General features: G+C 55.0%; 13 protein-coding genes and 1 pseudogene. 4 read left to right on the forward strand and 10 right to left on the reverse strand.

Going from position 1 to position 14,244, the window contains the following annotated elements; translation table 11 throughout:
• Window positions 1-67: 67 nt before the first annotated feature.
• The 6 genes and pseudogenes from WD071_RS12590 to zapE all read right to left on the reverse strand — a co-directional run bounded on the left by WD071_RS12590 (window position 68) and on the right by zapE (window position 5,165).
• Window positions 68-700 carry a cytochrome c1 gene (locus tag WD071_RS12590; protein ID WP_368048866.1) on the reverse strand — a complete coding sequence of 211 codons (633 nt, stop codon included), beginning with the start codon at window positions 698-700 and terminating at the stop codon, window positions 68-70.
• Window positions 701-814: 114 nt separating this feature from the next.
• Window positions 815-2,083, reverse strand: a pseudogene (locus tag WD071_RS12595) (cytochrome bc complex cytochrome b subunit); the annotation flags it as partial.
• Window positions 2,083-2,682 carry a ubiquinol-cytochrome c reductase iron-sulfur subunit gene (gene petA, locus WD071_RS12600; RefSeq protein ID WP_368048735.1) on the reverse strand — a complete coding sequence of 200 codons (600 nt, stop codon included), beginning with the start codon at window positions 2,680-2,682 and terminating at the stop codon, window positions 2,083-2,085. The gene petA and the pseudogene WD071_RS12595, both read right to left, overlap by 1 nt.
• Before the next feature lie 398 nt (window positions 2,683-3,080).
• On the reverse strand, window positions 3,081-3,473 hold the full coding sequence (gene rpsI, locus WD071_RS12605) for a 30S ribosomal protein S9 (RefSeq protein WP_368048736.1): 393 nt from the start codon (window positions 3,471-3,473) through the stop codon (window positions 3,081-3,083).
• A gap of 37 nt (window positions 3,474-3,510) precedes the next feature.
• Window positions 3,511-3,939, reverse strand: a complete 429-nt coding sequence (gene rplM / locus WD071_RS12610) for a 50S ribosomal protein L13 (protein ID WP_070119093.1) — start codon at window positions 3,937-3,939, stop codon at window positions 3,511-3,513.
• A gap of 98 nt (window positions 3,940-4,037) precedes the next feature.
• Window positions 4,038-5,165 (reverse strand): cell division protein ZapE, encoded by a 1,128-nt coding sequence (gene zapE, locus WD071_RS12615; RefSeq protein WP_368048737.1) that lies wholly within the window; start codon window positions 5,163-5,165, stop codon window positions 4,038-4,040.
• A 198-nt stretch (window positions 5,166-5,363) separates the two neighbouring features.
• Between zapE and WD071_RS12620 the strand changes: the two genes are divergently transcribed.
• From WD071_RS12620 to cysN, 3 genes are all read left to right on the forward strand, one after another.
• On the forward strand, window positions 5,364-5,840 hold the full coding sequence (locus WD071_RS12620) for a YhcB family protein (protein ID WP_368048738.1): 477 nt from the start codon (window positions 5,364-5,366) through the stop codon (window positions 5,838-5,840).
• A gap of 75 nt (window positions 5,841-5,915) precedes the next feature.
• The gene (gene cysD, locus WD071_RS12625) at window positions 5,916-6,824 is read left to right on the forward strand and encodes a sulfate adenylyltransferase subunit CysD (RefSeq protein ID WP_368048739.1); all 909 of its coding nucleotides are present in this window, start codon (window positions 5,916-5,918) and stop codon (window positions 6,822-6,824) included.
• A 1-nt stretch (window position 6,825) separates the two neighbouring features.
• Entirely contained in the window at window positions 6,826-8,739 is a 1,914-nt protein-coding gene (gene cysN, locus WD071_RS12630; protein WP_368048740.1) for a sulfate adenylyltransferase subunit CysN, read from the forward strand.
• Between the two features lie 22 nt (window positions 8,740-8,761).
• Here cysN and WD071_RS12635 read toward each other — a convergent pair whose 3' ends face one another.
• The gene (locus WD071_RS12635) at window positions 8,762-9,523 is read right to left on the reverse strand and encodes a Nif3-like dinuclear metal center hexameric protein (RefSeq protein ID WP_368048741.1); all 762 of its coding nucleotides are present in this window, start codon (window positions 9,521-9,523) and stop codon (window positions 8,762-8,764) included.
• A gap of 146 nt (window positions 9,524-9,669) precedes the next feature.
• Here WD071_RS12635 and WD071_RS12640 point away from each other — a divergent pair, with 146 nt between their 5' ends.
• Window positions 9,670-10,854, forward strand: a complete 1,185-nt coding sequence (locus tag WD071_RS12640; RefSeq protein ID WP_368048742.1) for a S1C family serine protease — start codon at window positions 9,670-9,672, stop codon at window positions 10,852-10,854.
• 22 nt (window positions 10,855-10,876) lie between these two features.
• On the opposite strand, the gene hisD is transcribed toward WD071_RS12640, so the two are convergent.
• From hisD to murA, 3 genes are read right to left on the reverse strand one after another with little or no spacing between them, the layout of a single operon-like run.
• The gene (hisD, locus tag WD071_RS12645) at window positions 10,877-12,205 is read right to left on the reverse strand and encodes a histidinol dehydrogenase (RefSeq protein WP_368048743.1); all 1,329 of its coding nucleotides are present in this window, start codon (window positions 12,203-12,205) and stop codon (window positions 10,877-10,879) included.
• Between the two features lie 50 nt (window positions 12,206-12,255).
• Entirely contained in the window at window positions 12,256-12,915 is a 660-nt protein-coding gene (gene hisG, locus WD071_RS12650; protein ID WP_368048867.1) for an ATP phosphoribosyltransferase, read from the reverse strand.
• A 32-nt stretch (window positions 12,916-12,947) separates the two neighbouring features.
• Entirely contained in the window at window positions 12,948-14,210 is a 1,263-nt protein-coding gene (gene murA / locus WD071_RS12655) for a UDP-N-acetylglucosamine 1-carboxyvinyltransferase (protein WP_368048744.1), read from the reverse strand.
• Between the last annotated feature and the right edge of the window lie 34 nt (window positions 14,211-14,244).

Raw genomic sequence — 14,244 nt, forward strand, 5'->3', positions numbered from 1 at the left:
AAACCTTTCCTCAAAAAATCGAATTAGCCTGATCGCTACATCACGCGCTTGTCAGTGCAAAGCACCCTTAGTGGATGCGCCGCCAGTATTCACGGTTAAGCAATGTCACCAGCACAAACAGTATGGCCAGGAAACCCAATACATAGACACCTATTGACTGACGCTTGAGACGCACAGGCTCACCGATGTAGTAGAGGAAATTAACCATGTCATAGATAAAAGCGTCGAACTCTTCGGGTGACAACTCACCGGTACCGGGAACGTGACTTAATTCACAGTCTTCAGGCGCTTCAGCATTGTTACTGCAGACCACTTCTCCCTGCAGATCATACAGGACGTTGGGCATACCGACGTTCGGGAACACGGTGTTGTTGACACCCCATACCCGGCTCGAATCCGTATAGAACGAGCGCAGGTAACCGTACAACCACGCAGGGCTGTGCAACCGGCCAGCCAGGGTCAGATCCGGAGGTGTTTTGCCGAACCAGTCGTTGCTGTCTACCGGATCCATGTTGTTTTCCATCAGATCACCGATAGCCGCATCACCGAACACCAGGTTGTCCATCACCAGTTCGACCGGAATTCCCAGATCGTCGGCAGTACGCTGGTAACGCGCATACTGCAAGGAGTGACATGAATGGCAGTAGTTCATGTAAGACGTGAAGCCGCGCTGCAGGGATGCCTCATCGCGCAGGTCCATCTCCACCGGCTCCAGATCCACTGTCACTTCAGCGCCCACTGCTTTCAGTGGCAGGAATACCAGGGCCGCCAGCAATGCCAGCGTAATGGCGAGCTGCTTGTTGGTGATCCAGCGACCGGTCACACGCTGAGGCTCAGTAAAGGTCTTCTCTGCCTTGGTATACCAGGGCATCAGGAAGAAGAACAGGAAGTAAAGTACGGTGCAGAACTGCGCCAGTGCAATACGGCCTGCGCTGGTGCCCAGCGTGCCCAGATAGCCCAGAATCAGGAAGCTGGCCGTGAAGATCAGCAACGCGATGCGGCTGTACCAGCCTTTGTAGCGGATCGAGCGTACCTGGCTGCGATCCAGCCACGGCAGCACGAACAGGATGGCGATGGCGCCAAACATGACGATCATGCCCCAGAACTTCGCATCAATACCAAACAGCGGCACCGTCACGGCACGCAGCATGGAATAGAACGGCGTGAAGTACCAGACTGGCGGTACGTGCTCCGGTGTGACCAGCGGGTTGGCTTCCTGGAAGTTTGGTGGCTCAAGGAAGTAACCGCCCATCTCCGGGGCAAAGAAAATCACAAAACAGAACACAAACAGGAAGACAGTGATGCCGACCAGATCGTGCACGGTGTAGAACGGATGGAAAGGCACCCCATCAACCGGGATCCCGTTGGCATCCTTGTTCTTCTTGATGTCGATACCGTCAGGGTTGTTGGAACCGACTTCGTGCAGCGCCAGCAGGTGCAATACCACCAGACCGATCAGAATGATGGGCAATGCCACCACATGCAGGGCAAAGAAGCGGTTCAGGGTGGCCCCGGAGATCAGGAAGTCACCACGCACCCATACCAGCAGATCTTCACCAATGATGGGGATCGCGCCTACCAGAGACACAATGACATTGGCCCCCCAGTAAGACATCTGGCCCCAGGGCAGAACGTAGCCCATGAAACCTTCCATCATCAATATCAGGTAGATGGCCATGCCAAACACCCAGATCAGCTCGCGTGGCTTTTTGTAAGAGCCGTACATCAGGCCACGGAACATGTGCAGATAAACCACTACAAAGAAAGCGGATGCACCAGTGGAATGGATGTAACGCAGCAGCCAGCCGAATTCGACATCACGCATGATGTATTCAACCGATGCGAACGCGCCCTCGGCGCTGTTGGTGTAGTGCATGGTCAGGAAAATGCCTGACACCAGCTGAATCACCAGAACAACCAGTGACAACACACCAAAGAAATACCAGAAGTTGAAGTTCTTCGGCGCGTAGTACTTGCTCATATGCTTTTCCCAAGCATTTACAATGGGCAAGCGGTCGTTGGTCCAGTCTCGTAAACCCACCAGGGAAGATACGATAAAGCCTTGTTTCTTAGTATCGCTCATTATGCATCCACCCCGTCTTCACCAATCACCAGGATATTGTCGGATTCAAAGTAGTGAGGTGGTACTTCCATATTGCGTGACGCAGGCGAACCATTGTACACACGGCCTGCCATATCAAACTTGGAACCATGACAGGGACAGTAGAAACCACCTTTCCAGTCAGCCTCAAACGGCTCCGCCCGGATTGACAGACGAGGCGTCGGCGAACAGAACAGATGAGGACAGAGACCGATCAGCACCAGCACTTCGGGGCTGCGCGAACGATACTGGTTGGTTGCATATTCCGGTTGTTCCGGCTGCTCCGAATTGGGATCCTGAACCTCGGAATCCAGAGTCGGCAGGGCATCCAGGGCTTCCTGGGTGCGGCGCACGACAAAAATGGGTCGTCCGCGCCATGCGGGAATCGGGCCGAGAATGGCGCCCTCTTCGATACGACTGATGTCAACTCTCACCGGCGCTCCCGCTGCGCGCGCCTTGGCGCTGGGATTCCAGGAACCGACGAAGGGAACTATGGCCCCCACGACACCGGCTGCCCCTACGACCGAGGTTGACCCCAATAAAAACCGTCTGCGGCCAGAATCAGTACCGTCTTCACTCACCGTGTATTCTCCTGAGCTTTGTCGTCTTCAAAAAAGAGTAGTGCCTGCCCTGGTACTGGACCAGAGCCGGGCGAAAATCTGCTAATGCTGCGTTGCTGCGCTTATTATTATGCTGGCCTCTTGACCCCGGAACCCACTATCCGCCCCGGATCGACAGCGTCTGTCCCTGCTGTCTGACTAACTATGATACTGGCTGAAAGGCGCAAACCGGCAAACGGGCAGAATGGTAGTCAATTTTGCGATTTTTTTCAAGCACGCATTCACAACAAATGCAGTTAAGCGCTTGAATAAAAAAGAGATTTATTTTTTAACAAAACAAAAAAAGCGCCTGCCTCTCGGCAACAGCGCTTTTTTTGCGAATCAAGAGCTGACAAGGCCGGGATAACCCCCGGTCCGGATCAACGCTTGGAGTACTGAGGACGCTTGCGAGCTTTACGCAGACCAACCTTTTTACGCTCAACCTCACGGGCATCGCGGGTTACAAAGCCTGCTTTACGCAGCGGAGACCGAAGCTCTTCATCATAGGCAATCAGGGCCCGGGTCAGACCGTGGCGAATCGCGCCCGCCTGACCAAAACTACCACCGCCTCTGACAGTCACCTTGATATCGAACTTGCCAGCCATTTCCAGCAGCTCAAGCGGCTGCTGCACGATCATGCGGGCAACTTCGCGGCCGAAAAAGCCGTCCAGTGTGCGCTGGTTTACCGTGATGTTACCACTGCCTTTGGTGATAAACACTCGTGCAGTCGCTGTTTTACGTCGGCCAGTGCCGTAGTATTGTGTCGTTGCCATAGGAATTCAGTGAGCCTCGTAAATCCTTTGTATATTCTTACAGTTGCAGTGCCTGCGGCTGTTGGGCCGCATGAGGGTGCTCAGTACCAGCATAAACCTTGAGCTTTTTGAACATTGCCCGACCCAGCGGCGTGCGAGGCAACATGCCCTTCACAGCCAGCTTGAGCACACGCTCCGGAGAACGGTCAATGAGCTTTTCAAAGCTAAAAGTTTTCAGGCCACCCGGATATCCGGAGTGACTGTAATACATTTTGTCTTTTGCTTTTTTGCCGGTTACCCGGACCTTCTCAGCATTTACCACAACAATAAAGTCACCGGTATCCACGTGAGGCGTGTACTCAGGTTTGTGTTTTCCACGCAGGCGGCTGGCGATTTCAGTTGCCATACGCCCAAGCGTTTGGCCTTCTGCATCTACGAGCAGCCAGTTATGTTCTACATTCTGTGGTTTTGCACTAAAAGTCTTCATGTAACGTCACCGAACGGGCATTATCTTCAGGGAGCGCGAATACTACCGAAGCGCCTGTCATTATTCAAGCATTTTATGGATAGAAAGTATTAAATTGATCAGGGGCGGTGCTCGCGGGCCAGATATTCTTCTGACTGCATCTCCAACAGGCGACTGCGGGTACGCTCAAACACGAATGCCAGACCTTGCCCGACATATAGATCCGGCAAGGGTACCGCAGCGGACAGAATCAATTTTACATGGCGATCATACAGCTCATCGACCAGACTGACAAATCTTCGTGCCACATCGTCCTGCGCTGCCCCCATCTGAGGCACATTGCCAAGTACCACTGCATGGTAGACCTTTGCCAGTTCGATATAGTCGTAAGCGCTGCGGGCACCATCACACAAATCATCGAAATCGAACCAGACCACATCATCGGCAACCTGACGCACCGGCAGCGCCCGCTCCAGAATCTCGATCTCGCCGCCCAACTGTGAGTCAGCATGCTCGGGGGCCAGCCGGGAGAAAGCGGCGTGCAGCGCCTGCTCTGCATCATCGCCCAGCGGCGAAAAATACAGACAGGCCTGCTTCAGGGCCCGCAAGCGGTAATCCACGCCACCATCCAGCTCCACAATACTGGTATGTTTGTGCAGCAAGGCTATTGCAGGCAAAAAACGCTCGCGCTGGAGACCATTGGCATACAGCCCATCCGGGTGGATATTGGAGGTCGCAATCAGCACCACACCGGCATCCATCAGATGCTCCAGTAATCGCCCAAGAATCATCGCATCGCCAATATCGGAGACAAAGAATTCATCAAAACACAGCACCCGGGCCGTTTCAGCAATATCAGCGGCCACCTGCTCCAGCGGATTTTTCTGACCCTTCAGAGCAGTCAGGCGACCGTGTACCATTTGCATGAAACGGTGAAAATGCGTGCGCTGCTTGTTGGCCAGAGGCAGGCATTCATAGAACGTATCCATGATGTAGGTCTTGCCGCGCCCGACTCCGCCGTAGAAATAGATGCCCTTGACTGCGCCCTTTGCCCTGGATCCGAACAGGCCGGCCCAGCCCGACGGCGACAGCAAACGGCCAAAATCAAACCCCTTGCCGGCCCGCCTGTCTGCAGCCAGCACCTCATCATAGACCCGCTGAACATGCATGATTGCCCGTGCCTGCGCCTCATCAGGCAACAATGCGCCACGGGCCAGATCATCGTGATAACGCTGTAAAGGTGTCATGATCGGGAAACCGGCAATGGTCCAAAGCCCCGCATTCTAGACGCCTAATGGGGACGGAGGGAATAAAAAATATTCCCTCCGTCCCCATTAGGCGCCGGCCGTTCAACACGGGGCGGACATCATGTTAGAATAGGCGCAGGTCATCCGACCGTTTTCGCGTTATACTTGCGCCTACACAAGCGAAGGAAGAGTTTTAATATGTTGTGGTTAACCGGTATCGTTTGCCTGGCTGTCGGCCTGGTGGCGGGCTTGCTTATTGCCAGGCGAATCAGTGGCAGCAGCCCTGCCAAAGTCTCCGAACTGGAAACACGTATCCAGGAGTTGCAGCGTCATCACGCCCAGTATCGCGAGAACGTCAGCGATCATTTCAATACCACAGCGGAACTGGTCCAGCACATGACCGAGAGCTATCGCGATGTATACCAGCACCTGGCCGGTGGCGCGCAGGACCTGTGTACTGAGGATGTCGCCAGCAAGTTGCTGCCCGCGGCAGAACAGACAATGTTCTACCCTGCCGATGATGATTCGCTGGAACCACCCAAGGATTACGCCCCCAAAAAAGCGCCCGGGCAGTCCGGCGCGCTGGCTGAGAATTTTGGACTGGATCCCGACAACGGTCAAAGCAAGGAAAAGAGCAACAAAAACAACAATAAGCAGACCGTCAACGACGACTGACCAACTCCCGAACCCTTTTGATACACCGCAGCGCCGGCATGACGGAATCGCTGCAGCACCCGGTACGAATACATCATGGCTGATTACAACCTGACACACCTGAAGCAACTGGAAGCCGAAAGCATCCACATCATTCGCGAGGTCGCCGCTGAATTCAGTAACCCCGTCATGCTCTACTCCATTGGTAAAGACTCCTCGGTGATGCTGCACCTGGCGCTGAAAGCATTTTACCCGGGCCGGTTGCCCTTCCCCCTGATGCACATCGACACGACCTGGAAGTTCCGTGAAATGATCCAGTTCCGCGACGCACAGATGGAAAAACTGGGCCTGGATCTGATTGTGCATATCAACCAGGAAGGCGTTGATGCCGGTATCGGTCCGTTCACACACGGCAGTGAAAAACACACGGATGTGATGAAGACCCAGGCCTTACGTCAGGCCCTCGATAAACATAAATTTGATGCTGCGTTTGGTGGCGGTCGCCGTGACGAAGAAAAGTCACGGGCAAAAGAACGCGTATTCTCATTCCGCGACAAAAACCACCGCTGGGACCCCAAGAATCAGCGCCCCGAGCTGTGGAATATTTACAACGGCAAAGTGAACCGGGGCGAAAGCATCCGTGTGTTCCCGCTGTCGAACTGGACAGAGCTGGATATCTGGCAATACATCTATCTGAACAACATTGACATTTCGCCCCTGTATTTCGCCAAGGAGCGCCCGGTGGTCAATATGGATGGTATTGACATCATGGTCGACGATGACCGCATGCCCATTCCGCCCGGCAAAGAAATCCAGCAAAAGATGGTCCGCTTCCGCACCCTGGGCTGCTACCCGCTGACCGGGGCAGTCGAATCCGCGGCAACAACCTTGCCGGATATCATTCAGGAGATGCTGCTGACCACCAGTTCGGAACGCCAGGGACGACTGATCGATTCCGATCAGGCCGGCTCCATGGAAGAAAAGAAACGCAAAGGGTACTTCTGACATGTCACATCAATCAGAGCTTATCAGCACCGATATCACCGCCTATCTGGCACAACACGAACGCAAAGAGATGCTGCGCCTGCTGACCTGCGGCAGCGTGGATGACGGCAAAAGTACCCTGATCGGTCGCCTGCTGCATGACTCCAAGATGATTTACGAAGATCAGCTGGCCGCCATCACGGCCGACAGCGTCAAATCCGGCACCACCGGCGGCAAACTTGACCTGGCCCTGCTGGTTGATGGTCTGCAGGCCGAGCGGGAACAAGGCATTACCATTGACGTAGCCTACCGTTACTTCTCGACTTCCAAGCGCAAGTTCATCATCGCCGACACGCCCGGTCACGAGCAGTACACTCGTAATATGGCCACCGGCGCATCGACCTGCGACCTGGCGATCATCCTGATTGACGCCCGCCACGGTGTGCAGGTTCAGACTCGCCGTCATAGCTTCATCACCTCGCTACTGGGTATCAAGCATATTGTGGTGGCGATCAATAAAATGGACCTGATGGACTTCAGTGAAGAGGTCTTTGACAGAATCAAAGCGGACTATCTCAAGTTCAGTGAAAAGCTGCGGGATGCCGAATTCCATTTTATTCCCATGTCAGCCCTTAACGGCGACAACGTGGTTAACGCCAGTGAACACATGCCATGGTACGACGGCCCGACCCTGATGTCGCTGCTTGAGCACGTACAGATCGCCGAAAACCGCAACTACGACGATTTCCGATATCCGGTGCAGTATGTGAACCGCCCCAACCTGAATTTCCGTGGCTTTTGCGGCACCATGGCTTCCGGCGTCGTGCGCAAGGGCGATGAAATCACCGTATTGCCCTCAGGCAAGAAAAGCCGTATCAAATCCATTGTCACCTTCGACGAGGAACTGGAGCTGGCGCATGCAGAAATGGCAATCACACTGACACTTGAGGATGAGATAGATGTCAGTCGTGGCGACATGATTGTGCACCGGGACAATCAGCCAACCATCACCGAAGAGTTTGACGCCACCGTTGTGTGGATGACTGACGCCGCCATGTTGCCGGGCAAGCTCTACGACTTCAAACTGGGCAGTAAAACGGTCAGCGGCCGTGTGACTGCACTCAAGCACCAGATTGATGTCAACAGCCTGGAAGAGAAACCTGCGCCCGGACTGGAACTGAACGAAATCGGCTTATGCGAAATAAGTGTCGATCAGCCCGTCTGCATCGACAGTTACGAAAAAAATCGCAGCACCGGCGCCTTTATCGTCGTTGACCGATTGACGAATGTCACCGTTGGCGCAGGCATGATCAATCTGGAAAGTGCCGCAGCTCGCCGACGCCGGGCCCGTAGCAGCACAACTCACGTCACACGCGAAGAACGTGCAGCACGATACGGCCAGAAGCCAGCCACGCTGATGTTCATCGGTGTCTCCGGCGCCGGCAAATCTACGCTGGCGCACGGACTGGAGCGACGCCTGTTTGACATGGGCCGGGTCAGCACCGTGCTGGATGGCAAGGCCATGCGACTGGGCATCAGCAAAGACCTGCCGCACGATGCCCAGGGTCGCGCCGAAAATCTGCGCCGCAGTGCCCATATCGCCCGCTTCCTCAACGATTCCGGGATGATCTGTTGTGCCGCGTTTGTTGCCCCCAATCCCGATTCGCGTGAACATGCAGTCAGCGTGATCGGCAAGGACAACTGCCACATCGTATACCTGAACCCGCCGATCAGTGTGTGCCAGCAACGCGACCCAAGTGGTATCTACGCGGCCGCCGAGTCTACCGGTTCAGCTGATATACCCGGCATTTCCTTCCCTTACGCACCACCGGAGAAAGTGGACCTGGAGCTGGACACTGAAGCACTGTCAGTCGAAGATTGCCTGGACAAGGTCGTTGCCCTGATGCAGGAAAAAGGCATCATCAAGAAGAGCTGACACCAGAAAGCGCACTAACGCCTCAAACCGGATTATCGATATCGATAAACTGGTGGTGCAGACCAAAGCGCTGGGCAAGCAGACTGCCCAGCGCCTGCACACCGTAGCGCTCGGTGGCATGGTGGCCGGCAGCAAAATAATGTATCCCGTATTCGCGCGCGATATGAACTGTCTGCTCGGATATTTCACCCGATATGTACGCATCGGCACCTGCGGCGATCGCCTGCTCAATGTAGCCCTGCGCAGCGCCCGTACACCAGGCTACCGTGCGTATGGGGCCCTCAGTGCCGGCAATATGCAAAGGCTCGCGCAGCAAGCGCCGGGCCAGCAGCCTGGCCAAATCTTCGCCCGCGACTGATTCCGGCAAATGCGCCAGCAAGCCCATATCATGATTGTTCTGCCGCGTCAGCGGAGCAGCCGGCGTAAACCCCAGCACCTTTGCCAGCTGCACATTGTTACCCAGCTCGGCATGCGCATCCAGGGGCAAATGGTAGGCGATCAGGCTGATATCGTGCTGCATCAGGGTTTTTATGCGCTGACGCTTCAATCCGGTCAGGACCGCATCTTCACCACGCCAGAAATAACCATGATGCACCAGTATCGCATCGGCATTTTGCTCGATCGCGGCATCAATCAGGGCCTGGCAGGCGGTGACGCCACTGACCAGCCGCGCTACCTGCGCGCGACCCTGAACCTGCAAACCATTAGGGCAATAGTCCTTGAACTGTTCCGGTTTCAACTCGCGTGTCAGCGCGGCCATTAACTCATCAAGACTGACAGTCATTCCGATTTACCTTCACATAAGCAGCAATTATTCGCATAATGCATCAACATAGTCACCGAGTATCAAAGAAGTCGGCGATTATAGCAATTCACACGAACGACAGCGGCCTTATGAAGAAATTTCTGCAGTTTATAAGCTGGCCTGTAATGACCGGTGTACTCCTCGCTGTTGTGCTGCTGCAGTACCAACAATTGCAGAACCTGTCCCGACCAGTCACTGGCAGCACAACACCACCCGCAACCCAGATATCAGCTACCGATATGCAGGATTTTGCCCTGCCCTCATTCGCAGATGCCGTAGAGCGGGCAGCACCGTCCGTTGTCAGCATTCACTCAACCATTCGAGAGCAGATCGAGCTGCCACCGGCGGACGAGTTACCCCCGGCTTTTCGCGAATTACTGCAAACCCTGCCTTCCGAACGCCTGTGGGACAGCCTGGGTTCAGGTGTCGCTGTCAGCGCAGAAGGTCACATTCTGACCGCTCTTCATGTTATCGAAGGCGCCGAAGACATTGAGGTGCATTTCAGTGACGAACAGGGCAACAGCGTGAATGCCCGGGCCCAGTTGATCGGGTCTGACATCAGCACAGACCTGGCATTGCTGAAAGTGGACAGTACCGTGCTGCCGCCACCTGTGCCGATTGGCACCTCTGATGGTATTCGCGTTGGCGATTCGGTACTGACCATCGGCTATCCTCGCCGGGACCTGATGAATCAGAAATCAGTATCACGCGGCATCGTAAGCGCACTGGGTATTCCACGTGACGGACTACCCATTGTTGAGTATATCCAGACCGATGCAGCAATGAATTATGGCAACTCGGGTGGCGCACTGATTGATGCCAGCGGCTCACTGATTGGCATCAATTCATTTATCTATTCCGAATCCGGTGGTTCGGATGGCATCGGCTTTGCAGTACCCGTTAACAAAGCCATGATCATTGTTGAGCAGTTGATTCAGCACGGGGTAGTGACATCAGGTTACCTGGGTGTCATAACAGGTGAGTTGCTAACCGAAGAGTCAAGTCGCACTTTTTTCGGCAATGCAGATATTGAAGGCTTGCTGATAGAACAGGTAACCAATGGCAGTCCGGCCGAGCGTGCTGGCATTGCGGCCGGAGATGTCATGGTGGCAATTGACGGAACGGCCATCAGCAGTGTTATCGGCGCCATCGAGCAGATCAACAGGAAAGCGCCCGGTCAGACCGTGGATCTGAATATATTCCGCGCCGGCGAATACCAGACTATCTCAGTGACTCTGGGCACCGGCACGGCGCAATACCGCACCCGGCTCAACGATGACACACTGCTTCCGGACAGCAACCTCGACTGAACCGGGTGCGTGTTCAAGACCATTATTTGCGGCCGGGAATTCGCCACGCTGCTGACAGCGCATGCGCCTGAAGGTGTTCATTCTGCGCCAGCTTTTCCGCAATCGGCGCCAGTCTCGCCGCCCCTGCAGCCGAGCAGTTTATGATCGAACTGCGCTTCTGAAAATCATATACCCCCAGCGGTGAAAAGAATCGTGCGGTGCCTGACGTCGGCAGCACGTGGGAGGGGCCGGCACAATAATCACCCAGGGCCTCGGGCGTGTAGCGTCCCAGGAAAACCGCGCCCGCATGACGCACCTTCTTGAGCCACAACTCGGGCTCGTCCACCGACAACTCCAGATGCTCCGGAGCAATCCTGTTACACGCGCGCATGGCTGCATCCTGGTCTGCCGCGTAGATCAATGCACCACGGTTCTGCATTGACGTGCGAATGATATCCCGACGTTCCATCGTCGGCAGCAAACGCTCAATGCTGGCCTGAACCCGGTCGAGAAATTCCCGGTCTGTGCTGATCAGTATGGATTGTGCCTTCTCGTCGTGCTCGGCCTGTGAGAACAGATCCATGGCTACCCAGTCGGGATCGGTTTTACCATCACAGACAATGGTCAGCTCTGACGGGCCCGCAATCATATCGATACCGACCTCACCAAAAACCTGCTTTTTGGCCGCCGTCACATACACGTTTCCGGGCCCCGTGATTTTGTCGACTCTAGGAATGGTCTGCGTGCCAAATGCCAGGGCGGCAATCGCCTGGGCACCGCCAATGGTGAACAGCCTGTCAACACCCGCCACCGCAGCGGCAGCAAAAATCAGCCGTCCGGCCCCCCCTGCATCCGCACCGTAAGCAGTGGGCACCACGGCAATAACTTCGTCGACACCGGCCACTTTGGCAGGAATCGCGTTCATCAGCATTGATGAAGGGTAGTTGGCTTTGCCGCCGGGCACGTAAATGCCCACTCGCTCCAGCGCGGTGACGTACTGACCATAAACGGAACCGTCGTCCTCCTCGTACTGCCAGGATGGCTGCAACTGCTTCTCATGGTAGAGGCGTATTCTATCTGCTGCCGTGTGCAGGGCCTGCAGAAGCTCTTTGTCGAGGCTGTCCAGTGCCGCCTGCATTTGTGCCTTGCTCACTTCCAGCTCGCTGACGGCCTTTGCTTCAGAACGGTCAAACCGGCGACTGTAATCCAGTACTGCCTCATCACCGCGAGTCCGGACATCGTGCAGGATATCAGCAACGACTTTGCTGGTGCCCTGATCTTCGATCATGCGACGATCCAGCAAGGCATCAAGCGCCGTGACAAAATCTGCCTGATCAGCATCCAGCCTTGCGATCACTATTGTGTCAGTCATTCTACGCCCCGCCTGTTTCAATCTCTTTTCAGTGCCCTGTGGCACACCCATCAGTCCGCCAGAGTCTCAGCCTGCCCGGTACTGACAGCCTGCTCAATACGCAGCAGCAACTCACTAAGCTGAGCATGTTTGATCTTCATGGCGGCCTTGTTTACGATTATTCGCGAACTGATGTCTGCAATCAGCTCCAGCGGCTCAAGGCCATTGGCACGCAGTGTATTGCCGCTGTCCACAATATCCACAATCCAGTCAGCCAGCCCCATGGATGGTGCCAGCTCGAGTGCCCCGTTAAGTTTGATTATATCAGTTTGCAATCCTTGCTCGGCAAAGTAACGGCGGGCAATATTAACAAACTTGCTGGCGACTCTGACGCGTCCGCGCGGCACCGGGGCACCCACTGGCGCAGCCGTCATCAACCGGCACCGGGCTATGCCCAGATCAAGCGGCTCATAAAATGCACCTTCGCCGTACTCCATCAGCAGGTCTTTGCCAACAACACCGAGATCGGCGCTGCCAAACTCGACATATGTGGGTACATCGGAGCCACGTACGATCATGATACGCAGATCAGGCACATTGGTATCAAAAATAAGTTTGCGACTTTTACTGTGATCTTCCAGCAGGCGAATACCCGCTCGCTCCAGCAAAGGCATCACCTCTTCCAGAATACGACCTTTGGTCAGCGCCATCACAATAGGCTGATTTGACATTTCCACCATGATTTATTCCCTGCCCGTCCGACTCAGGACGGTATGCGGCGTATTTTTGCGCCAAGCGACTGCAATTTTTCCTCGATGCATTCGTAACCACGATCAATGTGATAAATGCGATCCACCAGGGTTTCGTTATCACACACCAGGCCGGCAATGACCAGACTTGCCGAAGCACGTAAATCAGTAGCCATCACCGGCGCGCCCTTTAGTTTTGCGACGCCGTTGACGATGACGGTATTGCCCTGCACCTGCATGGAGGCACCCATACGAGTCATCTCATGCACGTGCATGAAGCGGTTTTCAAACACGGTTTCAGTGATTGAACCGGTGCCGATCGCTATAGCGTTCATCGCGGTAAACTGTGCCTGCATATCGGTCGGAAAAGCCGGATAAGGGGCCGTCCGCAGTGACACAGCTTTTGGACGCCGGCCATGCATATCCAGCTCTATCCAGTCCTCACCCACACGTATATCAGCGCCGGCCTCTTCAAGTTTGCTCAGCACAGCCTCAAGAATGTCGGGCCGGGTATCTTTGATTTTGATTTTCCCACGCGTGGCCGCCGCAGCAATCAGGTAGGTTCCCGTTTCAATGCGATCCGGCATAACAGAGTAACTGCAGCCATGCAGCTTGGCTTTGCCGTTGATCACGATGGTATCTGTACCCTGGCCGTGTATATCGGCACCCATGGCGATCAGACAGTTAGCCAGATCGACCACTTCAGGTTCGCGAGCGGCATTTTCGATGACAGTTTGACCTTCCGCCAGTGTTGCAGCCATCAGCACATTCTCGGTACCCGTGACCGTGCACATATCCATGAAGATATGGCAGCCTTTCAGGCGGCCGTCGACTGATGCCTTGATGTATCCATCTTCGACCACAATATCAGCGCCCATTTTCTGCAATGCGCTGATATGCAGATTTACCGGGCGACTGCCAATGGCGCAACCGCCAGGAAGTGCAACCTCAGCCTGGCCAAAGTGTGCCAGCATCGGGCCCAGCACCAGGATAGAAGCGCGCATGGTTTTCACCAGATCGTAGGGGGCGCTGAACTGAGTGATGGAGGAGCTGTTTACTTCCACGTTGAGTCTGGCGTCAACCACCGGCTCCACACCCATGCACCCAAGCAACTCAATCATGGTCGTGATGTCGTACAGATGAGGAAGGTTACAGACCTGCACCGTGTCGCGCGTCAGCAGCGTCGCCGCGAGAATCGGCAATGCCGAATTCTTGGCACCGGCTGCACGAATTTCTCCGCTCAGGCTGGCGCCACCCTGAATTAAAAGCTTATCCATGAATGATCCTGGTATTGAGGTAGGTTGGCCAAAG

Origin of the sequence: Pseudohongiella sp. (assembly GCF_040877505.1) — a bacterium.
Lineage (GTDB): Bacteria > Pseudomonadota > Gammaproteobacteria > Pseudomonadales > Pseudohongiellaceae > Pseudohongiella.